Raw genomic sequence first — 22,380 nt, 5'->3', positions numbered from 1 at the left:
CCCGAATCAGCCGGCGTTCTCCTCTGCCAGAATCCGGCCGAGTGCCGCCTCCAGGTTGTCCTCGAAGTCACCGAGTGTCCGTTCCTGACCAAGCGGAACCAGCTTGTCCGTGCGGTCGAGGAACGCGACCAGCGGCGGCGCGCTGGCCCGGAACAGGGCGCGGTCGCCGCCCACCTGGAGCCGGATGGAGACATCCGAAAGGCCCTCGGGGTCCGTGGGAGCGATGTGTACGTCCCCGTCCCCGCTCGGCCTGTTGATCCCGTCGAGCAGCAACTCCCTGCCGAACGCCCAGGTCACGGGCGCGTCCCCGGGGAGGTGGAAGGTCATCCGCACCGCGTAAGGATCCCGGGTCTCGTATCGCAGCTCGACTGGGATCTTGAAGCAGAGCTCCTCGGAGACGAGGAAGCTCATCAGGACCTCGGCCTGAACCGACTCTCGCATCATGTACCCCGCAGTAGATGAAGCAGTTGTGTAAACACAGCTGCTGAAAGCTGTGACCGAAACGGCCAGGAATGATCCCCCGTGGCCCTCTTGACGCAATCGTGCTGTAAGCGCTAGCAGATCACAAGGAGTGATTTTTCAGATACTGATAGAGAACGCGAGCGAACTGAAGAGCCTCCCGATCTCCGTACGTAGCCGCTCGACTGCTGGGAGCAACCGTTCTTCCTGGTGAAGGGGGAGGGAAATGGCCATCGCGGCCGCCGTGGACCCCGCCGTGATGGGAATGGCGGCACAGACCGTGCCGAGCGCATATTCCTGACGCTCTACCAGGGGCTCCATTCGCCCCAAACCGCCCAAACGCTCCAAAAGGACACGATGGTTACGCACCGTGTACGGAGTGATGGCTTCCACCGGATGGCGGTCGAGGTGGTCTTGACGAGCTTTCAGATCGAGTTGGCTCAGCAGACACTGCCCGATGGCGTGCGCGTGCCCGGTCTCGCGGAAATCTGCCCACTCCTCCACTGCGGGGGCAGAGGGGGTGTCCGCGACAGCGACGAGCTCGATCTCTCCCTCGCGATAGAGGGCGAAGTACACCGGCACACCGATCTCGTCCCGCCAGCGGGCAAGGGAGTCTTCGATCTTGATGCGACGATTCTGCACAGCTCCGCCGCCGGCCAGTCGGACGGCGGCGTCGCCCAGGACGAACACACCCTTCTCACGGCGCAGATAGCCCTCGTGGGTCAGGGTGCGGAGCAGGTGGTACGTGGTGGGCAGCGGAAGGCCCGTCTCACGGGCGAGCTGTTTGGCCGGGGCGCCGTCCGCATGGGAGGACACGGCCTCCAGAAGTCTCAGCGCCCGCTGCACCGAGCCGATCAGGGTAGGTGCAGCGGTAGTCCGCGTAGCCGTGGCCAAAGGTCACCCCCAGGCGTGACGACGGATGCATGGCATCCGCCCGCGGGGGCCGCCCCCGCGCGCCCGCCGGGCCTGGGAAACCGCTGGTCAGTAGGGAGGTCTACGCCTGTAGTCCCCAACACGGCGGAGGGATTCCACTCTAGTGGCAGCCCTTGGGGCCCCGCCCGGATTCAGCCCACGCGTTCCCCCGCCCGGGCTAATGCCCGCCGTCGTCTCCCTGTCTCAGGGCAGCTTGTGCTACCAGTCCTCGCGCGACCCGGCGGAGCCCTTGAACTTCCGCACGACGTAGACCAGTCCGGCGACGAGGGCCACGAACAGCAGCACCTTGAACAGCAGGCCGACCACGATGGTCAGGACGCTGGTGATGAGTCCGCCGAAGACCAGCAGGGCGAGAGCGGGTATGGCGACCCACTTCACCCACCAGGGCATCCCCGCGAGAATCTCCTGTACGGCCATGGTCCTACCTCGCTCTCGATGATCCGTTCCGCGCACTCCGCGCCGAACAACCTCAAGGCTAGGGGCGGAAAGCGGCCCACGGGGGCCCGCGGCCCCCCGCTCTCCCCTGATCCGCCCCCTAGGGGGTCACCACCGCCGGCTCGGGGATCAGCTCTCCGGAGGGGAGAAGACCACCAGGACCCGCAGGTCCTCGCTGATGTGGTGGAACTTGTGGGGAACCCCGGCCGGCACGTAGACCACGCTGCCGCGCGCCACCTGGGTCGTCTCGTCCCCGACCGTGATCGCGGCGCGGCCGCTCACCACGAAGTACACCTCGTCCTGGCCGTGCGGCTGCTGCGGGTCGAGCTCCCCGGCGCCCAGCGCGTACAGGCCCACCGACATGTTCCGCTCTCGCAGGAACTGGAGATAGGCGCCCTGGTTCGCGGCGCGCTCCGCCTCCAGTTCGTCCAGCCGGAATGCCTTCATCGCCCGTCAGCCCCTGCCCTTGGCCCAATCATGTCTGCAACGATCAGACACATGAAGAATTTCGTAGTCAAGACGCTCGCGAACGCGGGCGCCCTGGGAGTCGCCGTCTGGGTGCTCTCACCGGACATCTCCCTGACCGGTGAGAACACCGGCAAGAAGGCCCTGACCCTCATTCTCGTCGCCCTGGTCTTCGGGCTCGTGAACGTCTTGGTCAAGCCGATCGTCAAACTGCTGACGCTGCCGCTCTTCATCCTGACGCTCGGCCTGATCACCCTGGTGGTCAACGCCCTGATGCTGATGCTCACGTCCTGGCTTGCCGACCTGTTCGACCTCAGCTTCCACGTGGACGGCTTCTGGACCGCCATCGTCGGCGGCCTGATCATCTCCGTCGTCTCGTGGGCACTGAACGTCGTGCTCCCCGACGGTGACTGAGCCGGCGACCGTGCCCTATCGCGTGTGCTTCGTCTGCACGGGCAACATCTGCCGCTCGCCGATGGCCGAGCACGTCTTCCGCCGTCGTGTGGAGGAGGCAGGCCTCGGCGGAGTGGTGGAGGTCGACAGCGCGGGGACCGGCGGCTGGCACGAGGGCCACGGTGCCGACCCGCGCACGGTCACCGTCCTGGAGGAGAACGGCTACACCTCCGCGCACTCCGCCCGCCAGTTCCGGGCCTCGTGGTTCCCCGCCCTCGACCTGGTGATCGCACTGGACGAGGGGCACGTCCGGGAGCTCCGGGCGCTCGCCCGCACCCCGGAGGAAGCGGCGAAGATACGGCTGCTGCGCTCCTACGACCCTGCCGCGGGGGACGCGCTCGACGTCCCCGACCCGTATTACGGGGACCGGGAGAGCTTCGAGGAGTGCTTGGAGATGGTGGAGGCCGCGAGCGAGGGACTGCTCGCGGCCGTACGTACGGAAGTGGAGGAGCGGACAGCGTGACCGACCAGGCAAGCGACCCCGACCGGCGGGCGGCCGGCGTGCTCGGCGACGGCACCCTCGCCGTACGGGCCGGGCTTCCCGAGCCCGTGAAGTACGAACCGACCCTGCCGGGCCCGGTGTTCGCGGCCCACTTCCATCTGCCGGGCGAACCGACCGGCCCGTACACCTACGGCCGCGACGAGAACCCCACCTGGACCCATCTGGAACGGGCGATCGGCGCGCTGGAGGCACCGGGGGACCAGGACGTCGAGACGCTGGTCTTCGCCTCCGGCATGGCCGCGATCTCCGCCGTCCTCCTCTCCCAGCTGAAGGCCGGCGACGCGGTGGTGCTGCCGACCGACGGCTACCAGGCGCTGCCGCTGCTGCACGAGCAGTTGCGGGCGTACGGCATCGAGGTGCGGACCGCGCCGACCGGCGGCGACGGACAGCTCGCCGTCCTCGAAGGCGCCCGGCTGCTGTGGATCGAGAGTCCGTCCAACCCCGGGCTCGACGTCTGCGACATCCGGCGCCTGGTGCGCGAGGCGCACGCCGCGGGGGTGCTCGTGGCCGTCGACAACACCCTCGCCACCCCGCTCGGCCAGCGGCCCCTGGAGCTGGGCGCGGACTTCTCCGTCGCCAGCGACACCAAGGGCATGACCGGGCACGGCGACATCCTGCTCGGGCACGTGAGCTGCCGGGATCCCCTGCGGGCGGCGGAGGTGCGGCGCTGGCGCAAGGTGGTCGGCGCGATCCCCGGCCCCATGGAGGCCTGGCTCGCCCACCGCTCGCTGGCCACCCTCCAGCTGCGGATCGACCGGCAGTGCTCCACCGCCCTGTCCCTCGCGCGCGTACTCGCCGAGCGCGACGACGTGACCGGGCTGCGCTACCCCGGGCTGCCCACCGATCCCTCGCACGCGGTGGCCTCCCGGCAGATGCGGCGCTTCGGTCCGGTGGTCTCCTTCGAGCTGGCTGACCGGAAGCGGGCCGAGCGGTTCCTGGAAGAGCTGCGGCTCGTGGACGACGCCACCAGCTTCGGCGGCGTGCGCTCCACGGCGGAGCGGCGGGGGCGCTGGGGCGGGGACGCGGTCGCGGAGGGCTTCATCCGTTTCTCGGTGGGCGCCGAGGATCCCGAGGACCTGATCGCCGACGTCCTGCGGGCCCTCGACGAGGCCGGCGCCGCCGGCTGAGCGTCGGCCGAGTCGTCGGCTGAGCGTTGGCTACGTCGTCGGCTGAGCGTTGGCCGAGTCGTTGCCTGAGCCGTCGTGGCGGCAGGAACGGGGCGCTCCGAGCCTCCCCCCTCGTGGCTCGGAGCGCCCTCGGTTCCCTACGCGGAGACCGCCTGAACAAGGCTAGTTGACTGTGCGTCAGTGTCCAATCACGGTAGCGACAGAGGCCTATCGACTTATTTATAGTTGGACGGTCCTGAGGCGCCGTCAGCCGGCCGCCTGAGTCGAACGGCCGCACGGCCGGGAGGGGGCGGACATGGATCTGGCCCTGCTGCGCACGTTCGTCACGGTGCACCGGGCCGGCTCCTTCACCCGCGCCGCCGCGCTCCTGGGACTCTCCCAGCCCGCCGTCACCAGCCAGATCCGGACCCTGGAGCGGCAGCTGGGCCGGCCGCTCTTCCTCAGGCAGGCGCGTGGGGTCACGCCGACCACGATCGGCGACGAACTCGCGCACCGCGCCGCACCCCATCTGGATGCCCTGGTCGAGATCGCCGAGACCGGCCTCGACGAGGTGAGCGGCGTCCGTACCCTTCATGTCGCCGGTCCCCCGGAGTTCACCGCGCTCCGCGCGCTGCCCGCGCTGACCCCGCTGGTCGGCCAGGGACTCGCCGTACGGGCCTCCTTCGCGGGCAACGCGGAGGAGATCCTCGACGGGCTCGCGGCCGGCCACCACGATCTGGCCCTCACGACCGCCCGCCCGCGCGGCGGCCTGTTCGTCGCCACTCCGCTCTGCGACGAGGAGCACGTGCTGGTCGCGGCCCCGCGCTGGGCGGCCCGGCTCGCCCCCGAAACGCTGCTCCGCAAGGGGGCGGTGGTCCTGGAGCAGCTTCCGGTGGTCGAGGTGCACGAGTCGCTGCCGTTCGTCTCCCGCTACTGGGCCGCCGTCTTCGAGACCAAGCCGGCGGCCGCCGCGACAGTGGTCGCCCCCGACCTGCGAGCCGTACGGGACTCCGCGGCCTCCGGCGCCGGTCTTGCCGTCCTGCCGCGCTATCTGTGCGAGGAGGCCTTGGAGCAGGGACGGCTCGTGGCGCTGCTCGACCCCCCGGTGCCCCCGCTGCGGACGTACTTCCTGGTCGTGCGGACCGGCACGCTCGCGCTGTCGCACATCGCGCGCGCCCACGAGGCCCTGTTGCGGTCCGCAGGGGACTGGTGAGTTTCAGGACACCGCGGACGGGCCATTTTCTTCCCATGACCGAACGGCCCGTGATCAAGCGCACCGCACGCGCCATCCTGCTCGACGGGGACGATCTCGTCCTCATCAAACGCACCAAGCCGGGGATGGATCCCTACTGGCTCACGCCCGGTGGTGGCGTGGAACCCTCCGACACCACGGTCGTCGAGGCCCTGCACCGCGAGGTGCACGAGGAACTCGGCGCCAAGATCACCGATGTGGTGCCCTGCTTCGTCGACACCGTCGAGCACATCGTCGACGGCGGGGTCTCCGGGGTGAAGGTCCAGCACTTCTTCGTGTGCCGGCTCGGCTCCATGGACCCGTCCCTGCGGCACGGCCCCGAGATCGACGAACCCGTCGGCGAGTACGAGATCGTCCGGGTGCCGTTCAGCCGGGTCGGCATCGCCGCCGTCCATCTCGTCCCCCTCTCCCTGCGCCACTACCTCGACGGCAACATCGAGGGGGTCCGCGCCATGCACGCGCCCGACCTGGGCTGATCGCCGCTCGCGGGGGTGAGTTCCGCCAGGAAGTCGTGCCGGATGCGGTCCGACGGCACCCCCGCTCCGCGCAGGGCGTCGACACCGCGGCGGACCATGCCGAGCGGGCCCGAGAGGTAGGCGTCGCGCTCCTCCCAGGACCCGTAGCGGCAGACGGCGTCCGGGAGGCGCCCCTGCTCCTCCGTGACCGGGTGGACGGAGAGCCAGGGGAAGGTCTTCTGGAGGCGCAGCATCGTGTCGATGTCGTAGAGGCCGTGGCCGCTGCGCGCGCCGTAGAAGACGTCGACCGGCCGCCGGTCGCCGTGCTCGGCGACGTCCTCGACCAGGGCCTTGATCGGCGCGATCCCGGTGCCGCCGCCCAGACAGAGCAGTCCGCTGTCGGTGGAGTGGTCGACCGTCATGGAGCCGGCCGGAGCACCGAGGCGCAGCACGTCTCCGGGGCGCGCCTTGTGGACCAGGGCGTTGGACACCCAGCCTGCCGGGACCGCCTTGACGTGGAGGGTGAGCAGTCCGTCGGGCCGGGGCGCCGAGGCGAACGAGTAGTGGCGCCAGGTCCGGGGCCACCAGGGGGTCTCCAGTGTCGTGTACTGCCCCGCCAGGAACGGGTACGGCTGATCGGGCCGGAGAGTGACGACGGCGACGTCGGGGGTGCGGAGATCGTGGGAGACGACCTCGGCCTGCCACCAGGCGGGCGCGTGCTGCTCGTTCTCCGCCGCCGCGTCGATCATGATCTGGGAGATCGTCGTGTACGTACGGACCCAGGCCGCCTCGGTCTTCGCGTCCCAGCTCTCCGTGGCGTACCGGACCAGGGCACCGATGAGGGCCTCGCCGACGGCCGGGTAGTGGGCGGCCCTGGTGCCGTACTTCCGGTGCCCCTTGCCGAGGTTCTCCAGATACGCGGTGAGGACGGGGACGTCGTCCAGGTGCTCGGCCGCCGTCAGGAGGGCCTTCAGGAGCCGGTCCCGCTGGGTGTCCATGGCCGCGGGGAACATCTCGCGCAGCTCGGGGTTCCGGACGAAGAGCAGGGCGTAGAAGTACGAGGTCACCTGGTCGGCGACGGGGGCGATCTCCGCCAGGGTGCGGCGGACCAGGAACGCGTCGGGGGAGACCCCGTCAGAGGAGACCTCTTGGGCGGAGACCTCTTCGCGTATTCGGGCCTCCGTCCCGCCCGTCGTGGTGGTCGGAACATCCATCATGTGCCTCGCCTCGCGCTGGCCGGCTTCCGTGCCCGCAGCATGACGCTTCCGAGCACCGCTTCGGACGGAAAGCGGTGTTCTCGGGTCATAGGGCCGGGTTTCCGGCTAAGCTGCGCTGTTTCGGACCAAGTCGTAGGCCTCGCGCAGATCTCCGCCGGTGTAGCTGTGGCGGGAAAGCCCGGCGAGATGGTGGTCCGCGTTCACCGCCACGGTGTCCCGCACGATCGCGAAGAGCTCGGCGTCGGACATCGAGTCCCCGTAGGCCACGCAGTCGGACCACTCCACGCCGTACTCCGTGCAGAGCTCCCGGGCGATCCGTACCTTCGCCGCCGCGTCGAGGATGCCGGGCCGATGGATCGACTCGGTGAAGGGAACGGCGGGCCAGAGCGATCCGTGTGCCGTGTCGACGCCCCAGTCGAGCAGACGCTCGACGAAGAAGTCGGGCGAGAGGGAGATGACCGCACAGCGTTCACCCCGGGCCCGGATGTCGGCCCAGACCTCGCGGATGCCCGCCAGCCACGGCGCATCGTCGAAGGCGGCGGCGACCTGCTCCGGGGTGAGCGTGGACCAGAGCTCGCGGGCCTGAACGGCGAACTCGGCCGGAGTGAGCCCCCGCAGGAACCCCTCCTCCAGCGCGGCGATCTCCTCCACGAGTCCCAGTTGCCGGGAGATCTCCACGGCGGCGGCCGAACCTCGGATCAGCGTGCCGTCGAGGTCGAAGAGGTGCAGTCTGCCGCGTCGGGATTCCATGGATTCACTCGGTTTCACGTGAAACATCGTCCGCATCCCAGCGGAGGGAATCAACGCTTCCTCGGGTAATCGGCCGGATCTCGTAAACCGGTGGACGGAAGATCACTGCTTCGGTCAGCCTGAAAGGCATGCCTGTATCTCCCTCCGCTCTCGCTCAGCTCCCCATCCGGCGCCTCACGGCGGACGACGTCCTCGCCTGCGCCGACCTCTCCGAGAACAGGGGGTGGCTGCGCGAGGAGCACAAGTGGGGCCATCTCCTCACCGCGGGCACCGGCTACGGCATCGACGACCCGTCCGGCACGGGGCTGGTCACCTGCTGCGTGGTCACCTCGTACGGGCCGGGGCTCGCCGCGATCGGCATGGTGCTCGTCGCCGAGGCGTACGCGCGCCAGGGGGTGGGGCGCCGGCTCATGCAGCACGTCCTGGCGGAGAACGGCGACACCCCGCTCACCCTGTACGCCACGGCCAACGGGCAGCCCCTGTACGAGCAGCTGGGCTTCATCGAGACGAGCCGGGCCGAGATGGTGCGCGGGCGGTTCAGTTTCACCACGCCCGCCCCGGACGTCCCCGTCCGCCCGGCGACCGCGGAGGACCTCCGGGCGATCCTGCGCCTGGACCGCGAGGTCTTCGGCCTCGACCGCACGCACATCCTCACGCGGCTGCCCGCGTTCGCGGACCATCTCCGGGTCGCGGAGGAGGACGGCGAGATCACCGGCTTCGCGGCGGCCTGGCCCAACATGGACACGCATGTCGTCGGACCGCTGATCGCCAAGGACCCCGCCACGGCCCAGGCGCTGATCGCCTCCCTGGCCGCCGCCACCGACCGGCCGCTGCGCACGGACATCGACGTGCGCCACACGACGCTGCTGAGCTGGGCGAAGGAGAACGGCATCGACTCGATCGCCACCACCTCCGTGATGGTCCGCTCCCTCCCCGACCTCCCTGGCGACTGGCGCCGCCGCTTCGCTCCGCTGACCGTCGCGGCGGGCTAGGGGGTGTCCGGCGGATCAGGGTCGGACAGACCCTGGCCTCGGCGCCGACGCGAACCCCGGACAGATTTACTTGCAGACGCGCATTATTGCGTTGCATCGTCTACCCTGGTTCGTGAGCCGCTCCGGCGCCGAGGAGAGACCGAGGAGAGACCATGACCGCGACGGACCCTGCACTGACCGCACTCTCCCAGCGCTGGTGCGCCCTCTCCCTGCTGCACGGCAGGATCGAGGCCCACATCGAGCGCGCCCTGGAGTCCGGTCACGGTCTGAGCGTCCGTGAGTACTCGCTCCTCGACGTCCTCAGCCGCCAGCACAGCGGCCCGGGCGGTCACCTCCAGATGAAGCAGGTCGCCGACGCCGTCGTGCTGAGCCAGAGCGCCACCACCCGGCTCGTCACCCGGCTCGAGGACCGCGGCCTGCTCACCCGGTACCTCTGCGCCACCGACCGGCGCGGCATCTACACCGATGTCACCGAAGCCGGCCTGAAGCTCCTCGAAGAGGCCCGTCCCACCAACGACAGCGCGCTGCGCGAGGCCCTCGACGAGGCCGCGAAGAACCCGGAGCTGGCCCCGCTGGTCCAGGTCGTGGAGGGCGTGACCGTCACCGTCTGACCCGACGGAGAGGGCAGCCGCGGCCGAGCGTGCGTACGCTGCGGGGCATGAGCGATCTTGATATACGTCCCGCCGTCGCCGCGGACCTGCCGGCCATCGTGGCGATGCTCGCCGACGACCCGCTGGGTGCCCAGCGCGAGTCCCCCGGCGACCTCACCCCGTACCTCACCGCCTTCGAGCGCCTCGCGAACGACCCCCACCAGCACGTCGTCGTGGCGGTCCGCGGGGAGAAGGTCGTCGGCACACTCCAGCTGACGGTGATCCCCGGGCTCTCCCGCCGGGGCACCACCCGCTCGATCATCGAGGGCGTCCGCATCCACGCAGACGAGCGCGGCAGCGGGCTCGGGACGCAGCTCATCGAGTGGGCCGTCGAGGAGTCCGGCCGCCAGGGCTGCGGACTGGTCCAGCTGACCTCCGACGTCACCCGCACCGACGCCCACCGCTTCTACGAGCGGCTCGGCTTCGAGGCCTCCCACGTGGGCTTCAAGAAGAACCTCTGAGGCCGCCCCACGGGCGGACAGCCGGCGGACAGCGCGCCGGGCAACGACCCGGCGCGCTGTTTCACGTGAAACACCAGAGGGAGACCGCGGGGACGACCACCGGCCGGACGACTCAGAGGCCGCGCCAGCCCGCCTCGTCCACCCCGCCCGGTACCGCGTCCCCCGGCTCGTACGGTTCCCGGGTGAAGACGAAGGACCCCAGGTCGAGGTGGCTCACACTGCCGTCGGGCCGCCGCACCGCCCGGAGCGTCTCTCCCGTGTAGTAGCCGTTGAGCCCGACCCAGCCGCCCTCGGGCAGCGCCCGGAAGCGAGCCCGCCGCCCTGCTCCCCTCAGCGGCTCCAGGACCACGGAACGCTCGGGCCCGAGCCGGAGCCCGTAGGAGTACGTGCCCCAGTACCAGGGCCCCGTCAGGGACAGCAGCTCCTCGTCGACCTCGGCTTCCGGAAGGGGCCGCCAGGGCTCCGGGAACCTCGGCTCGGCGTCCGCCACGATCCGCACGAGATCGGCCGCCACGGCTGCCGTCAGCGGCCCGGACGTGGCATTGGCGAGGGCGATCCCCGCCAGGCCGTCCTCCACGCTCACCCACAGGCAGGCGACGAAGCCCGGCAGCGAGCCGGTGTGGCCGATCAGCGTCCGGCCGTCCCTGCGCAGCAGCTGGAGGCCGAGCCCGTAACCGCCCTCCCAGTCGCCCTCACCGGCGGGGGAGGCGGGAGCCCGCATCTCCTCCACGGAAGACGCCACGAGCACCCGCTCGTCGCCCGCCGCGAGGAACACGGCGAACCGGCCGAGGTCCGCCGCCGTCGACCACAGCTGTCCGGCCGGCGCCATCAGCCCCAGGTCCTCGGACGGCTCGGGCAGCATCACGTCGGCCCAGGGGTGCACCGCCCAGCCGCCCGCGTGCGGGGCGACCGGGTCGAGCGTCGTACGGCTCATCCCCAACGGCTCCAGGATCTCGCGCCGCAGCGCCTCCTCCCAGGAGACCCCCCGCACCTCCTCGATGAGCGAACCGAGCAGGGTGTAGCCGGGGTTGGAGTAATGGAAGCCGCGCCCCGGGGTCCGCAGCGAGGGCTTCTCCCCCAGGACGTCGGAGAGCTCCGGGCGCAGCGCGGCGGAGGACCGCTCCCACCACTGGCCGGGCGTCTCGGCCGCGAGGCCACCACTGTGGCCGAGGAGCTGAGCGATCGTCACCTCGCCAACGCCCGTCCCCTTGAGGTGGCGCTCCAGCGGATCGTCGAGGTCGAGCAGTCCCTCGTCCCGCAGCCGCATCACGAGCACGGCGGTGAACACCTTGGTGAGGGAGCCGATCCTGAACTGTGTGTCGTCGTCGGGCGCGTGCCCGTCCACGCAGCTGCGCGAACCGCTCCACACCAGTGCTCCGTCACGGACCACCGCCCCGACGAAGGAGGGCGCTCGGCCCTCGGACTGGGCGACCGCCACGCGGTGCAGCAGGGCCCGCTCGGTACCGGGCAACAGAGCCTCGAAAGATGTCGTCATAGATCCCATCCAACGCGATGTCACATACGAAGCTTCCCGATCCGTCCCATGAGCATCACCGGATCGGAAGGGAGCACGGACATGAGGGTTCTGCTGGCAGGAGCGAGCGGCGCACTGGGCCGGAGCGCCGTCCGGCAGCTGACCGCTGCCGGACACGAGGTCGCAGGGCTCGGGCGGGGCGCCACGAACACGGTGCGCGCCGACCTCCTGGACGCCGACGCGGTCCTCAGGGCCGTGGACGGGCTCGCCTTCGACGCCGTCGTCCACGCGGCGACCGCACTCAAGGGCGAGTCGATGGCACGCCACCAGAGCATGGTGCCGACCAACGCCCTGCGGACCCGGGGCACCGAGAACCTCCTCGCCGCCGCCCGCGCGACCGGCGCCCGCCGGTTCGTGGTCGAGTCGATGATGTTCGGCTACGGGTACGGGGATCACGGCACCGTCCTGATCACCGAGGAGAACACCCCCTTCGGCCCACGCGGCACCAACGCCTGGCTGGAGCGCCACGTCGGCGCCATGCGCGCCAAGGAGCGGCTGGCCTTCACCGCGGAGGGACTGGAGACGATCAGCCTGCGCTTCGGCTTCTTCTACGGCGCGGGGGTCACTGACACCGACATGCTCCCCCTCCTGCGCAAGCGCTCCCTGCCCGCGGTCGCCGACCACGGACGCGCCCTGTCCTGGGTGGACGTCGACGACGCGGCGCGGGCCGTCGTCCTCGCCGTCGGGAGCGGCACCCCGGGCCAGGCCTACAACATCGCCGACCGCACCCCGCTCCCCTTCGGCAGGCACCTCCAGGAGGTCGCCGCGGCCTTCGGCGCCCCCAAGCCCCTGCGGGTCCCGCTCTGGCTGCTCAAGCCGGCTCCCCTGGCCCACACGGCCATGACCTCCCAGCTGCGCCTCGACGCGAGCAAGGCCGAACGGGAACTCGGCTGGTCGCCCACCCACGACGACAGCCTGGCGGGCGTACGGGCCCTCGCCTCCGCCCACCCCACGACCGCCTGAGGCAAGCGTCCCGCCCTTCTCGGCGCCCTCATCCGGCGGAAGCCCAGGTCCGACGGCATCCCACCCGGACGGGGGAGGCGGCGTGCGGCCTCCGGTCAGGTCTGGGCCATGTCGACGAAGCGCGAGTAGTGGCCCTGGAAGGCCACGGTGATGGTGGCCGTCGGGCCGTTACGGTGCTTGCCCACGATGATGTCCGCCTCGCCGGCCCGCGGGGACTCCTTCTCGTAGGCGTCCTCGCGGTGCAGCAGGATCACCATGTCGGCGTCCTGCTCGATCGAGCCGGACTCACGCAGGTCGGAGACCATCGGCTTCTTGTCGGTGCGCTGCTCGGGGCCACGGTTCAGCTGGGAGAGCGCGATCACGGGCAGCTCCAGCTCCTTGGCGAGGAGCTTGAGGTTTCGCGACATGTCGGAGACTTCCTGCTGACGGCTCTCCTGCCGCTTCGAGCCGCCCGACTGCATCAGCTGCAGGTAGTCGATGATCACGAGCTTGAGGCCGTTGCGCTGCTTGAGCCGTCGGCACTTCGCCCGGATCTCCATCATCGACAGGTTCGGGGAGTCGTCGATGTACAGGGGCGCCTGGGAGACGTCGGGCATGCGGCGGGCGAGGCGCGTCCAGTCCTCGTCGGTCATCGTGCCGGAGCGCATGTGGTGGAGCGCGACCCGGGCCTCCGCCGAGAGCAGACGCATCGCGATCTCGTTGCGGCCCATTTCGAGGGAGAAGATGACGCTGGGCAGGTTGTGCTTGATGGAGGCCGCCCGGGCGAAGTCCAGGGCGAGGGTCGACTTACCCATGGCGGGACGGGCCGCGATGATGATCATCTGGCCGGGGTGCAGGCCGTTGGTGAGCGAGTCGAGGTCGGTGAAGCCGGTCGGCACACCCGTCATCTCGCCGCTGCGGGAGCCGATCGCCTCGATCTCGTCGAGGGCCCCCTCCATGATGTCGCCGAGCGGCAGGTAGTCCTCGGTGGTGCGCTGCTCGGTGACCGCGTAGATCTCGGCCTGGGCCGAGTTCACGATCTCGTCGACGTCTCCGTCGGCCGCGTAGCCCATCTGCGTGATCTTGGTGCCGGCCTCCACGAGGCGGCGCAGGACGGCGCGCTCGTGGACGATCTCGGCGTAGTACGAGGCGTTGGCCGCGGTCGGTACCGACTGGACCAGGGTGTGGAGGTAGGAGGCGCCGCCGACGCGGGTGATCTCGCCGCGCTTGGTGAGCTCGGCGCCGACCGTGATGGGGTCGGCCGGCTCGCCCTTGGCGTAGAGGTCGAGGATCGCGGCGTAGACGGTCTCGTGGGCGGGCTTGTAGAAGTCGTTGCCCTTGATGATCTCCACGACGTCCGCGATGGCGTCCTTGGAGAGCAGCATGCCGCCGAGGACGGACTGCTCGGCGTCGAGGTCCTGCGGGGGGACGCGCTCGAATCCGGAGAGTCCGCCGTCCCACGGGCCGTCGCTGCCGCGCTCGTGCTGGTCGTCACGCCCGCGGCCCCGGCCGCGTCCTTCTCCTCGGGTACGGGTGGGCAGCCGGTCACTCGGTCCGCCGTCGGCCCAAGGGTCGTCCATGGGCTCGGGAACGCTCACCAAGCCACCTCCTCCCGTCCGCTCCGCGGACCTCGCCGTGCCACTCTTTCTTACGCCACGGCCTTCAACAACAAGTGGCTTTGCGACCGCTGCTGGCGCGTCGGGCGCCGGACCACGGTAGGCCCGCGAGGAGCGTCAGCCAATCTGGTTATCCACAGGGCCTGTGGGTGAAGGGCCAGATGCTGTGGAGAACTCCCCGGATCCTGTGCACGGAGCGGGGGACAGCCATGTGGACAAACTCATAGCACCCCTAGCTCCACCCATCTGACCTGCACCTTTTCCATCCACGGCCTGTGGGGGAGAAAAAGTTTTCCACCCGGCCCAAGATCAGAACAAACGGCCCACACCCGAAGCCCCGCTCCCCCAAGAAGTAAGAGTCTCTAATGCATTGCATCTCTTACCTGTGGAAGATTAGATTGACCCCATGATCCAGGCCCCCGCGACCTCCAAGGCCGTCCGCCGACAGCACGACCGCGAGATCGTCTCCCTCGCCCTGCCGGCCTTCGGTGCTCTCGTCGCCGAGCCGCTCTTCCTCATGGTCGACAGCGCCATCGTCGGCCACCTCGGTACCCCCCAGCTCGCGGGTCTCGCGATCGCCGCCACCCTGCTGTCCACCGCCGTCAGCGTCTTCGTCTTCCTCGCCTATGCGACCACGGCGGCCGTCGCCCGGCGCGTCGGCGCGGGCGACCTCCCGGCCGCCATCCGACAGGGCATGGACGGCATCTGGCTCGCGCTCCTCCTCGGCGCCGGCGTCGTCGCCCTGACCCTGCCCACGGCCCCCTGGCTCGTCGACGTCTTCGGCGCCTCCGACACCGCCGCCTCGTACGCCGTCACCTATCTGCGGATCTCCAGCCTCGGCATCCCCGCCATGCTGGTCGTCCTGGCCGCCACCGGCGTCCTGCGGGGCCTCCAGGACACCCGTACACCGCTCTACGTGGCCATCGGCGGCTTCGCGGTCAACGGGGCCCTCAACGTCGGGCTGGTCTACGGCGCCGGCCTGGGGATCGCCGGCTCGGCCTGGGGCACGGTCATCGCCCAGTGCGGCATGGCCGCCGCCTACCTCGTCGTGGTCGTCCGGGGCGCCCGCCGCCACGGTGCCTCCCTCCGCCCCGACACGGCCGGCATCCGGGCCTCCGCCCAGGCCGGCGCCCCGCTGCTGGTCCGTACGCTCTCGCTCCGCGCGGTCCTGATGATCGCCACCGCCGTCGCCGCCCGGATGGGTGACGCCGAGGTCGCCGCCCACCAGATCATCCTGTCCCTGTGGAGCCTGATGGCCTTCGCCCTCGACGCGATCGCCATCGCGGGCCAGGCCATCATCGGCCGCTATCTCGGCGCGAACGACGCCGACGGCGCACGCCAGGTCTGCCGTCGCATGGTCCAGTGGGGCGTGCTCTCCGGAGTCGTGCTCGGCGCGCTCCTGATCGTCGCCCGCCCCCTGTTCGTCCCGCTCTTCACCAGCGACACCACCGTCCAGGACACCCTGCTCCCCGCTCTGCTGGTGGTCGCGCTGTCCCAGCCGATCTCCGGGGTCGTCTTCGTCCTCGACGGCGTCCTCATGGGCGCGGGCGACGGCCCCTATCTGGCCTGGGCCATGCTGCTGACCCTCGCGGTCTTCGCCCCCGTCGCCCTGCTCGTTCCGGTGCTCGGTGGCGGGCTGACCGCGCTCTGGTGGGCGATGACCCTGATGATGACCGTCCGGATGGTGACGCTCTGGCTGCGCTCGCGCTCCGGCCGCTGGATCGTCACAGGCGCCACGCGCTGACGGTTCCACGTCGACTGTTCCACGTGGAACCGACCGTTTCACGTGAAACAGCGGAAGGGCCGCACCCCGAGGGGTGCGGCCCTTCCTTACTGCTCAGCGCAGAGCGCCGGCGGCAGCGTTACGCGGCGACGATCTCGACGCCGAGCTTCACGGCAACGTCGGCGTGCAGACGCACGGACACCTGGTGCGAGCCCAGGGTCTTGATCGGCGAACCGAGCTCGACGCGACGCTTGTCGACGTCGGGGCCACCCGCGGCCTTGATCGCCGAGGCGATGTCGGCCGGGGTCACGGAGCCGAAGAGACGGCCGGCGTCGCCGGAGCGAACAGCCAGACGGACCTTCGTACCCTCGAGCTGGGCCTTGATCTGGTTGGCCTGCTCGATGGTCGCGATCTCGCGGATCTTGCGGCCGCGGCGGATCTGCGCCACGTCCTGCTCGCCACCCTTGGTCCAGCGGATCGCGAAACCACGCGGGACCAGGTAGTTGCGAGCGTAGCCGTCCTTGACGTCGACGACGTCGCCGGCGGCGCCGAGGCCAGAGACCTCGTGGGTCAGGATGATCTTCATTTTTCGGTCACCCTTTCCTTATCGCGCGGTGGACGTGTAGGGCAGCAGCGCCATCTCACGGCTGTTCTTGACGGCCGTGGCGACGTCACGCTGGTGCTGCGTGCAGTTGCCGGTAACGCGGCGGGCACGGATCTTGCCACGGTCGGAAATGAACTTCCGCAGCATGTTCGTGTCCTTGTAGTCCACGTACGCGGTCTTGTCCTTGCAGAACGCGCAGACCTTCTTCTTAGGCTTGCGCACAGGCGGCTTCGCCATGGTGTTTCTCCTGTGTGATCAAGAAGTGGGGATACGAGCTACCTCGAGGGCGTGTGCCCTAGAAGGGAGGCTCGTCCGAGTAGCCGCCGCCGGAGTTCCCACCCCAGCCGCCGCCTCCGCCGCCCTGCTGGCCGCCGGAACCGCCGGAACCGCCAGAAGGAGCACCGGTCGCCCACGGGTCGTCGGCGGGAGCACCGCCGCCACCCTGCGGGGCACCGCCGCCGGAGTTTCCACCCCAGCTGCCGCCGCCCTGCTGCTGGCCACCGCCGCCGTAGCCGCCCTGACCACCGCGACCAGTGGTCTTGGTGACCTTGGCCGTGGCGTTCTTGAGGCTGGGGCCGACTTCCTCGACGTCCAGCTCGTAGACCGTGCGCTTGACGCCCTCACGGTCCTCATAGGACCGCTGCTTCAGCCGGCCCTGCACGACAACGCGCATGCCTCGCTGAAGCGACTCGGCGACGTTCTCCGCCGCCTGACGCCAGACCGAGCAGGTGAGGAAGAGGCTTTCGCCGTCCTTCCACTCGTTGGTCTGACGGTCGAAGGTGCGGGGGGTGGACGCGATACGGAACTTCGCGACCGCCGCACCGGACGGGGTGAAGCGCAGCTCGGGGTCGTCGACAAGATTGCCGACGACCGTGATGACGGTCTCGCCTGCCATGGGGGAACCTCTCGGCGGGATTGCTTCTGGCTGCTTGTAGCTACTCGAACCCGATGACCTCTGAGCTAGAAGCTCAGTGGGTCTCGGGGCGGAGGACCTTGGTCCGGAGGACCGACTCGTTCAGGTTCATCTGGCGGTCGAGCTCCTTGACGACCGCAGGCTCGGCCTGCAGGTCGATGACCGAGTAGATGCCCTCGGGCTTCTTCTTGATCTCGTACGAGAGACGACGACGGCCCCAGGTGTCGACCTTCTCGACCTTTCCGTTGCCCTCACGGACGACGGAGAGGAAGTTCTCGATCAGGGGGGCGACAGCGCGCTCCTCCAGATCGGGGTCGAGGATGACCATCACCTCGTAGTGACGCATGTGGAACCCACCTCCTTTGGACTCAGCGGCCACGGTCGTTCCGTGGCAGGAGGGTCGTGATGCGTAAACAACGGTATCCGCCACCACTGACAATCCCCCTCGGCGAACGAGGGTCACTGTCGGATCCAGGACGGACCAGGGCAGACACCGGTGCAGACCGTACAGAGTACCTGCACATCGGCCTCCGGTTGAAATTCACTGGTGAGGGGACGCAATCTGTACACAACGGATGTCGGCGGCGCTAAGATGCGCCGCCTTCCGCCAGGCACGCCAGGAGGTGCCCTCATGGCACAGGCAATGCGACCCGACCCCGGCCACTCCCTCTTCGCGACCGACGGCAAGCCACACCCGCTCCAGGACACGCTGCTCGCCGTGACCCTGGTGCTGGGCGTGCTTTCCTTCGTCACCGCCCAGTTCGACAACCTCCACCTGCTGAGTTCCTGGACGGGGCTGATCGGCATCCTGACCGGGGCGTACGGACAGTTCATCTCCGTGACGACCCGCGAGCGCTTCGCCCTGGTCGTCGGACTCGGTCTGGCGGCGGTGGGCTTCTACCTCGGCATGGCACACGGCGGTCTCTTCGGAGGCGTCATCAGCTACTGAGTCCGGCGGCACGTCAGGGCGGGCCCAGCGGCACGTCAGGGCGTACACGCCCATCCGGGGCGCTCCTCGGTCACAGTAGGCTTCGGCGCGAGAGCCGGAGCCCCTGACCGATGGGGACACACCTGCCGAGGAGCGCCCCGCATGAGCCTGACCCTGAGGACCATCAGCCGTGAGCAGCATCTGGGATTCATCCAGAGCCAGCCCGCGGCGAGCCACTGCCAGGTCCCGGCGTGGGCTGATGTGAAGACCGAGTGGCGCTCGGAGAACCTCGGTTGGTTCGACAAGAACGGCGAACTCGTCGGCGCCGGCCTGGTGCTCTACCGCCAGCTCCCGAAGATCAAGCGCTACCTCGCCTACCTGCCCGAGGGCCCGGTCATCAACTGGCACGCGCCCAACCTCGACGACTGGCTGCAGCCGATGCTGGCGCACCTCAAGCAGCAGGGCGCCTTCTCGGTGAAGATGGGCCCGCCCGTCGTCATCCGCCGCTGGGACGCGGCCGCCATCAAGTCCGGCATCCAGGACCCGGACGTGAAGCGCCTCAAGGACGTCGAGGCCACCCACATCGAGCCGCGCGCCTTCGAGGTCGCGGACCGGCTGCGGAAGATGGGCTGGCAGCAGGCCGAGGACGGCGGCGCCGGCTTCGGTGACGTCCAGCCCCGCTACGTCTTCCAGGTCCCCCTCGCGAACCGCTCGCTCGACGACGTCCTCAAGGGCTTCAACCAGCTGTGGCGCCGCAACATCAAGAAGGCCGAGAAGGCCGGCGTCGAGGTCGTCCAGGGCGGCTACGAGGACCTGGCCGAGTGGCAGCGGCTCTACGAGATCACGGCCGTCCGTGACCACTTCCGGCCGCGCCCGCTCTCGTACTTCCAGCGCATGTGGACCGTCCTCAACAACGAGGACCCCAACCGCATGCGGCTCTACTTCGCGCGTCACAACGGCGTGAACCTGTCCGCCGCGACGATGCTCGTCGTCGGCGGGCACGTCTGGTACTCCTACGGCGCCTCCGACAACATCGGCCGCGAGGTCAGGCCCTCGAACGCGATGCAGTGGCGGATGCTGCGGGACGCCTACGCGATGGGCGCGACCGTCTACGACCTGCGGGGCATCTCGGACTCGCTCGACGAGACCGACCACCTCTTCGGGCTCATCCAGTTCAAGGTGGGCACGGGCGGCGAGGCCGTCGAGTACGTCGGCGAGTGGGACTTCCCGCTGAACAAGCTGCTGCACAAGGCGCTCGACATCTACATGTCCCGCCGCTGAGCGGCGTCGCTTCGGCGACGGTTCCGTAGTCTCGTACATATCTTTGACACACCGCTGCCACCAGAAAGGTTCCGGGCCGGCCATGGCGCTCTCCCTCTACGTCGACACCGCTCGCTGGCGCGCGCACCAGAAGACGGTCATCGACCAGTTCCCCGGTCTGATCCCGGTCTGCAAGGGCAACGGCTACGGATTCGGGCACGAGCGCCTCGCCGACGAGGCCGCCCGCTTCGGCGCCGACATGCTCGCGGTCGGCACGACCTACGAAGCCGCGCGCATCAAGGACTGGTTCAGCGGCGACCTGCTGGTCCTCACGCCCTTCCGCCGGGGTGAGGAACCCGTTCCGCTGCCCGACCGGGTCATCCGCTCCGTGTCCTCCGTGGACGGCGTCCACGCCCTGGTGGGCGCCCGCGTCGTGATCGAGTGCATGAGCTCGATGAAGCGGCACGGCGTCCACGAGGAGGAGCTCCACCAGCTCCACTCCGCCATCGAGGACGTGCGTCTCGAGGGCTTCGCCCTCCACCTCCCGCTGGACCGCCCGGACGGCACGGACGCCGTCGAGGAGGTCATCGCCTGGATGGACCGCCTGCGGGCCGCCCGCCTGCCGCTGCACACCATGTTCGTGAGCCACCTGCGGGCCGCGGAACAGGCCCGGCTCCAGCAGCAGTTCCCGCAGACCCGCTTCCGCGCGCGGATCGGCACCCGGCTCTGGCTGGGCGACCACGAGGCGACCGAGTACCGGGGCGCCGTCCTCGACGTGACCCGGGTCGCCAAGGGGGACCGTTTCGGCTACCGCCAGCAGAAGGCCGCGTCGGACGGCTGGCTGGTCGTCGTCGCCGGCGGCACCTCGCACGGCGTGGGTCTGGAGGCCCCCAAGGCGATGCACGGCGTGATGCCGCGCGCCAAGGGCGTCGCCCGGGCCGGTCTGGCGACGGTCAACCGGAACTTGTCGCCCTTCGTGTGGGCGGGCAAGCAGCGCTGGTTCGCCGAGCCGCCGCACATGCAGGTGTCGATCCTGTTCGTGCCCTCCGACGCCCAGGAGCCCCGCGTCGGCGACGAGCTGGTGGCGCACCTGCGCCACACCACGACGCAGTTCGACCGGCTCGTGGAGCGCTGAGCCGGCCGAGCACGTTCACCCCCGGGGTTCCGGTTCCGGTTCCGCGGGGGTGCTCCAGCCCACTTCTCGGTCCTCGCCGGGCGTGCCCCATTCCACCCGCGGCCCCTCCACCGCCGGCGCGGCGTGCCGGGCCGGGTGCGCTGCCCTGCCCGTGACGAAGACGTCCTCCGCGCCGTCCAGGACGCCCCCCGAGGGGTCGTCCGAGCCGTCCTGCCGGACCGGGTCCTTCTCGGGCGTGAGGATGTCGCGTACGACCATGACGCACAGGTACAGCGTGCCGAGCAGGTGCAGGACGATCGCGAACTGGTAGCCGTCGACCGGCAGTCCCTGCTTGTTGTTGCCGCTGTTCATGAACGCCAGGTACATCCAGATGCCCAGGAAGTACATGACCTCGCACGCCTGCCAGATCAGGAAGTCGCGCCAGCGCGGCCGGGCGAGGGCCGCGAGCGGGACGAGCCACAGCACGTACTGCGGCGAGTAGACCTTGTTGGTCAGGACGAACGCGGCGACGACCAGGAACGCCAGCTGGACGAAGCGGGGCCTGCGGGGAGCGTTGAACGCCAGGAAGCCGAGGGCGACCACCGCGATCACCATGAGCATCAGCGCGTACAGGTTGGCCTTCTCCGGCGGGATCGAGGTGCCCGTCCGCTGGCTGACCAGCAGCCAGACCGAACCGAAGTCGACGTTCCGGTCGCGGCTGAAGAAGTAGAACTGCTTCCACCCCTCGGGGGCCATCAGCATCACGGGCAGGTTCACGACCAGCCACGCGCCGACGGCGCCGAGCACGGCCGTCCCGTACTCCCGCCACTTCCCCGCGCGCCAGCAGAGCAGCAGCAGCGGGACGAGGAGCAGTATCGGGTAGAACTTCGCGGCCGTGGCGAGGCCGAGCAGGATGCCGAAGCCGAGCGGCCGGCCGCGCGACCACAGGAGGATCGCGGCGGAGGTCAGCGCGACGGCCAGTATGTCCCAGTTGATCGTGGCGGTGAGCGCCACGGACGGCGCCAGGGCGACCAGGAGGCCGTCCCAGGGGCGGTTCCGGTGGGTCCGCGCGACACAGACCGCGAGGACGGCCGCGCAGACCATCAGCATGCCCGCGTTGACCATCCAGAACGTCTGCTCGCGGTGGTCCATGGTGCCGCTGCCGGGCGTCAGCCAGGCCGCGACCTCCATGAAGAGGCCCGTCAGGACCGGGTACTCCAGAAACGGTATGTCGCCGGTCAGCCGGTCGAAGTAGGGCACCAGGCCGTCGGCGAACCCGCGCCCGGAGAAGAGGTGCGGGATGTCCGAGTAACAGGCGTGCGTGTACTGGGAGGTGGTGCCGCGGAACCAGGCCCAGTTGTAGCAGGGCAGTTTCTGCACCATGCCGAGGGCGAACATCCCGATGGCCACGAGGGCGATCACCCGCACCGGTGTGAACTGACTGCGGCCGGTCAGGGCACGGCGGCCGAAGGGGCCGCCGATCAGCTCGCTGCCCGCGGCGGCCACCTCGTCCCGGTGGGTGGGGATGACCGCCGGCGGGCCCTGCGGCCGGTCCTGCGGCTCGCGCGTCTTCTGGAGGCTCGGCATGGGGGACATCCTGCCGTACGTCCCTGGGA

The 22,380-nt window shown here is 69.9% G+C and carries 26 protein-coding genes; 13 read left to right on the top strand and 13 right to left on the bottom strand.

Annotated elements, in window-relative coordinates; translation table 11 throughout:
- Positions 1-6 precede the first annotated feature (6 nt).
- The 4 genes from ACZ6K0_RS20720 to ACZ6K0_RS20705 form a co-directional block, all read right to left on the bottom strand.
- The gene (locus tag ACZ6K0_RS20720) at positions 7-441 is read right to left on the bottom strand and encodes an SsgA family sporulation/cell division regulator (protein WP_024760447.1); all 435 of its coding nucleotides are present in this window, start codon (positions 439-441) and stop codon (positions 7-9) included.
- Between the two features lie 138 nt (positions 442-579).
- Positions 580-1,305: an IclR family transcriptional regulator gene (locus ACZ6K0_RS20715; protein ID WP_469231291.1), complete on the bottom strand. Its 726-nt coding sequence runs from the start codon at positions 1,303-1,305 to the stop codon at positions 580-582.
- A gap of 285 nt (positions 1,306-1,590) precedes the next feature.
- Complete coding sequence (locus ACZ6K0_RS20710; protein WP_376397939.1) at positions 1,591-1,809, bottom strand: DUF5326 family protein; 219 nt, start codon at positions 1,807-1,809, stop codon at positions 1,591-1,593.
- A 147-nt stretch (positions 1,810-1,956) separates the two neighbouring features.
- Positions 1,957-2,274, bottom strand: coding sequence for a cupin domain-containing protein (locus ACZ6K0_RS20705; RefSeq protein WP_376397936.1), 318 nt, complete (start codon positions 2,272-2,274; stop codon positions 1,957-1,959).
- A gap of 51 nt (positions 2,275-2,325) precedes the next feature.
- Here ACZ6K0_RS20705 and ACZ6K0_RS20700 point away from each other — a divergent pair, with 51 nt between their 5' ends.
- The 5 genes from ACZ6K0_RS20700 (at position 2,326) to ACZ6K0_RS20680 (ending at position 6,081) form a co-directional block, all read left to right on the top strand.
- Entirely contained in the window at positions 2,326-2,706 is a 381-nt protein-coding gene (locus ACZ6K0_RS20700) for a phage holin family protein (protein WP_376397933.1), read from the top strand.
- A gap of 10 nt (positions 2,707-2,716) precedes the next feature.
- Complete coding sequence (locus ACZ6K0_RS20695; RefSeq protein WP_376397930.1) at positions 2,717-3,208, top strand: low molecular weight protein-tyrosine-phosphatase; 492 nt, start codon at positions 2,717-2,719, stop codon at positions 3,206-3,208.
- Complete coding sequence (locus tag ACZ6K0_RS20690; RefSeq protein WP_469231288.1) at positions 3,205-4,374, top strand: cystathionine gamma-lyase; 1,170 nt, start codon at positions 3,205-3,207, stop codon at positions 4,372-4,374. Before ACZ6K0_RS20695 ends, ACZ6K0_RS20690 begins: the two co-directional genes overlap by 4 nt.
- Positions 4,375-4,669: 295 nt before the next feature.
- Positions 4,670-5,566 (top strand): LysR family transcriptional regulator, encoded by an 897-nt coding sequence (locus ACZ6K0_RS20685; RefSeq protein ID WP_376397925.1) that lies wholly within the window; start codon positions 4,670-4,672, stop codon positions 5,564-5,566.
- 35 nt (positions 5,567-5,601) lie between these two features.
- A complete protein-coding gene (locus ACZ6K0_RS20680; protein ID WP_376397922.1) occupies positions 5,602-6,081 on the top strand; it encodes an NUDIX domain-containing protein in 480 nt (159 codons plus the stop codon).
- Here ACZ6K0_RS20680 and ACZ6K0_RS20675 read toward each other — a convergent pair.
- Together ACZ6K0_RS20675 and ACZ6K0_RS20670 are read right to left on the bottom strand one after the other, a co-directional pair.
- A complete protein-coding gene (locus ACZ6K0_RS20675) occupies positions 6,024-7,274 on the bottom strand; it encodes a globin domain-containing protein (protein ID WP_469231500.1) in 1,251 nt (416 codons plus the stop codon). The genes ACZ6K0_RS20680 and ACZ6K0_RS20675 overlap by 58 nt on opposite strands.
- Before the next feature lie 108 nt (positions 7,275-7,382).
- Complete coding sequence (locus ACZ6K0_RS20670) at positions 7,383-8,054, bottom strand: HAD family hydrolase (protein WP_469231285.1); 672 nt, start codon at positions 8,052-8,054, stop codon at positions 7,383-7,385.
- A gap of 101 nt (positions 8,055-8,155) precedes the next feature.
- Here ACZ6K0_RS20670 and ACZ6K0_RS20665 point away from each other — a divergent pair, with 101 nt between their 5' ends.
- The 3 genes from ACZ6K0_RS20665 (at position 8,156) to ACZ6K0_RS20655 (ending at position 10,130) form a co-directional block, all read left to right on the top strand.
- A complete protein-coding gene (locus tag ACZ6K0_RS20665) occupies positions 8,156-9,019 on the top strand; it encodes a GNAT family N-acetyltransferase (RefSeq protein WP_469231283.1) in 864 nt (287 codons plus the stop codon).
- A 152-nt stretch (positions 9,020-9,171) separates the two neighbouring features.
- Positions 9,172-9,630 carry a MarR family winged helix-turn-helix transcriptional regulator gene (locus ACZ6K0_RS20660; protein ID WP_376397913.1) on the top strand — a complete coding sequence of 153 codons (459 nt, stop codon included), beginning with the start codon at positions 9,172-9,174 and terminating at the stop codon, positions 9,628-9,630.
- A gap of 47 nt (positions 9,631-9,677) precedes the next feature.
- Complete coding sequence (locus ACZ6K0_RS20655) at positions 9,678-10,130, top strand: GNAT family N-acetyltransferase (protein ID WP_469231281.1); 453 nt, start codon at positions 9,678-9,680, stop codon at positions 10,128-10,130.
- 112 nt (positions 10,131-10,242) lie between these two features.
- On the opposite strand, the gene ACZ6K0_RS20650 is transcribed toward ACZ6K0_RS20655, so the two are convergent.
- The gene (locus tag ACZ6K0_RS20650) at positions 10,243-11,625 is read right to left on the bottom strand and encodes a serine hydrolase domain-containing protein (protein ID WP_469231279.1); all 1,383 of its coding nucleotides are present in this window, start codon (positions 11,623-11,625) and stop codon (positions 10,243-10,245) included.
- Positions 11,626-11,706: 81 nt separating this feature from the next.
- Here ACZ6K0_RS20650 and ACZ6K0_RS20645 point away from each other — a divergent pair, with 81 nt between their 5' ends.
- Entirely contained in the window at positions 11,707-12,627 is a 921-nt protein-coding gene (locus ACZ6K0_RS20645) for an NAD-dependent epimerase/dehydratase family protein (protein ID WP_469231277.1), read from the top strand.
- 95 nt (positions 12,628-12,722) lie between these two features.
- Here ACZ6K0_RS20645 and dnaB read toward each other — a convergent pair whose 3' ends face one another.
- The gene (gene dnaB, locus ACZ6K0_RS20640) at positions 12,723-14,204 is read right to left on the bottom strand and encodes a replicative DNA helicase (protein ID WP_376397901.1); all 1,482 of its coding nucleotides are present in this window, start codon (positions 14,202-14,204) and stop codon (positions 12,723-12,725) included.
- A gap of 424 nt (positions 14,205-14,628) precedes the next feature.
- Here dnaB and ACZ6K0_RS20635 point away from each other — a divergent pair, with 424 nt between their 5' ends.
- Entirely contained in the window at positions 14,629-15,966 is a 1,338-nt protein-coding gene (locus tag ACZ6K0_RS20635; RefSeq protein WP_376397897.1) for an MATE family efflux transporter, read from the top strand.
- A gap of 118 nt (positions 15,967-16,084) precedes the next feature.
- On the opposite strand, the gene rplI is transcribed toward ACZ6K0_RS20635, so the two are convergent.
- The 4 genes from rplI to rpsF form a co-directional block, all read right to left on the bottom strand.
- Entirely contained in the window at positions 16,085-16,531 is a 447-nt protein-coding gene (rplI, locus tag ACZ6K0_RS20630; RefSeq protein ID WP_376397894.1) for a 50S ribosomal protein L9, read from the bottom strand.
- 18 nt (positions 16,532-16,549) lie between these two features.
- Complete coding sequence (rpsR, locus tag ACZ6K0_RS20625; RefSeq protein WP_005315025.1) at positions 16,550-16,786, bottom strand: 30S ribosomal protein S18; 237 nt, start codon at positions 16,784-16,786, stop codon at positions 16,550-16,552.
- Positions 16,787-16,844: 58 nt separating this feature from the next.
- A complete protein-coding gene (locus tag ACZ6K0_RS20620; protein ID WP_056653712.1) occupies positions 16,845-17,444 on the bottom strand; it encodes a single-stranded DNA-binding protein in 600 nt (199 codons plus the stop codon).
- A gap of 73 nt (positions 17,445-17,517) precedes the next feature.
- Positions 17,518-17,808, bottom strand: a complete 291-nt coding sequence (gene rpsF / locus ACZ6K0_RS20615; RefSeq protein WP_005482942.1) for a 30S ribosomal protein S6 — start codon at positions 17,806-17,808, stop codon at positions 17,518-17,520.
- Positions 17,809-18,093: 285 nt separating this feature from the next.
- On the opposite strand from rpsF, the gene ACZ6K0_RS20610 reads away from it, so the two are divergent.
- From ACZ6K0_RS20610 to ACZ6K0_RS20600, 3 genes are all read left to right on the top strand, one after another.
- Complete coding sequence (locus ACZ6K0_RS20610) at positions 18,094-18,411, top strand: hypothetical protein (protein WP_376397889.1); 318 nt, start codon at positions 18,094-18,096, stop codon at positions 18,409-18,411.
- Between the two features lie 141 nt (positions 18,412-18,552).
- A complete protein-coding gene (locus ACZ6K0_RS20605; RefSeq protein ID WP_024760417.1) occupies positions 18,553-19,671 on the top strand; it encodes a lipid II:glycine glycyltransferase FemX in 1,119 nt (372 codons plus the stop codon).
- 82 nt (positions 19,672-19,753) lie between these two features.
- A complete protein-coding gene (locus ACZ6K0_RS20600; RefSeq protein WP_376397886.1) occupies positions 19,754-20,785 on the top strand; it encodes an alanine racemase in 1,032 nt (343 codons plus the stop codon).
- Positions 20,786-20,800: 15 nt separating this feature from the next.
- Here ACZ6K0_RS20600 and ACZ6K0_RS20595 read toward each other — a convergent pair whose 3' ends face one another.
- The gene (locus ACZ6K0_RS20595; RefSeq protein ID WP_376397883.1) at positions 20,801-22,351 is read right to left on the bottom strand and encodes a glycosyltransferase family 87 protein; all 1,551 of its coding nucleotides are present in this window, start codon (positions 22,349-22,351) and stop codon (positions 20,801-20,803) included.
- Between the last annotated feature and the right edge of the window lie 29 nt (positions 22,352-22,380).

It is taken from the genome of Streptomyces sp. NPDC042346 (genome assembly GCF_055581845.1).
Note: the sequence above shows the minus strand (reverse complement) of the source record. Positions and strands in the feature narration are given on the sequence as shown.

What these genes read in the sequence shown, in the direction of transcription:
- ACZ6K0_RS20600 (WP_376397886.1), top strand. Translation starts at nt 19,754, where the DNA reads ATGGCGCTCTCCCTCTACGTCGACACCGCTCGCTGGCGCGCGCACCAG.
- ACZ6K0_RS20675 (WP_469231500.1), bottom strand. Translation starts at nt 7,274, where the DNA reads ATGGATGTTCCGACCACCACGACGGGCGGGACGGAGGCCCGAATACGC.
- ACZ6K0_RS20665 (WP_469231283.1), top strand. Translation starts at nt 8,156, where the DNA reads ATGCCTGTATCTCCCTCCGCTCTCGCTCAGCTCCCCATCCGGCGCCTC.
- ACZ6K0_RS20680 (WP_376397922.1), top strand. Translation starts at nt 5,602, where the DNA reads ATGACCGAACGGCCCGTGATCAAGCGCACCGCACGCGCCATCCTGCTC.
- ACZ6K0_RS20670 (WP_469231285.1), bottom strand. Translation starts at nt 8,054, where the DNA reads ATGTTTCACGTGAAACCGAGTGAATCCATGGAATCCCGACGCGGCAGA.
- ACZ6K0_RS20710 (WP_376397939.1), bottom strand. Translation starts at nt 1,809, where the DNA reads ATGGCCGTACAGGAGATTCTCGCGGGGATGCCCTGGTGGGTGAAGTGG.
- ACZ6K0_RS20595 (WP_376397883.1), bottom strand. Translation starts at nt 22,351, where the DNA reads ATGCCGAGCCTCCAGAAGACGCGCGAGCCGCAGGACCGGCCGCAGGGC.
- ACZ6K0_RS20700 (WP_376397933.1), top strand. Translation starts at nt 2,326, where the DNA reads ATGAAGAATTTCGTAGTCAAGACGCTCGCGAACGCGGGCGCCCTGGGA.
- ACZ6K0_RS20645 (WP_469231277.1), top strand. Translation starts at nt 11,707, where the DNA reads ATGAGGGTTCTGCTGGCAGGAGCGAGCGGCGCACTGGGCCGGAGCGCC.
- ACZ6K0_RS20660 (WP_376397913.1), top strand. Translation starts at nt 9,172, where the DNA reads ATGACCGCGACGGACCCTGCACTGACCGCACTCTCCCAGCGCTGGTGC.
- ACZ6K0_RS20610 (WP_376397889.1), top strand. Translation starts at nt 18,094, where the DNA reads ATGGCACAGGCAATGCGACCCGACCCCGGCCACTCCCTCTTCGCGACC.
- rpsR (WP_005315025.1), bottom strand. Translation starts at nt 16,786, where the DNA reads ATGGCGAAGCCGCCTGTGCGCAAGCCTAAGAAGAAGGTCTGCGCGTTC.
- ACZ6K0_RS20605 (WP_024760417.1), top strand. Translation starts at nt 18,553, where the DNA reads ATGAGCCTGACCCTGAGGACCATCAGCCGTGAGCAGCATCTGGGATTC.
- ACZ6K0_RS20720 (WP_024760447.1), bottom strand. Translation starts at nt 441, where the DNA reads ATGCGAGAGTCGGTTCAGGCCGAGGTCCTGATGAGCTTCCTCGTCTCC.
- ACZ6K0_RS20655 (WP_469231281.1), top strand. Translation starts at nt 9,678, where the DNA reads ATGAGCGATCTTGATATACGTCCCGCCGTCGCCGCGGACCTGCCGGCC.
- rplI (WP_376397894.1), bottom strand. Translation starts at nt 16,531, where the DNA reads ATGAAGATCATCCTGACCCACGAGGTCTCTGGCCTCGGCGCCGCCGGC.
- ACZ6K0_RS20620 (WP_056653712.1), bottom strand. Translation starts at nt 17,444, where the DNA reads ATGGCAGGCGAGACCGTCATCACGGTCGTCGGCAATCTTGTCGACGAC.
- ACZ6K0_RS20705 (WP_376397936.1), bottom strand. Translation starts at nt 2,274, where the DNA reads ATGAAGGCATTCCGGCTGGACGAACTGGAGGCGGAGCGCGCCGCGAAC.
- ACZ6K0_RS20685 (WP_376397925.1), top strand. Translation starts at nt 4,670, where the DNA reads ATGGATCTGGCCCTGCTGCGCACGTTCGTCACGGTGCACCGGGCCGGC.
- ACZ6K0_RS20635 (WP_376397897.1), top strand. Translation starts at nt 14,629, where the DNA reads ATGATCCAGGCCCCCGCGACCTCCAAGGCCGTCCGCCGACAGCACGAC.
- rpsF (WP_005482942.1), bottom strand. Translation starts at nt 17,808, where the DNA reads ATGCGTCACTACGAGGTGATGGTCATCCTCGACCCCGATCTGGAGGAG.
- ACZ6K0_RS20650 (WP_469231279.1), bottom strand. Translation starts at nt 11,625, where the DNA reads ATGACGACATCTTTCGAGGCTCTGTTGCCCGGTACCGAGCGGGCCCTG.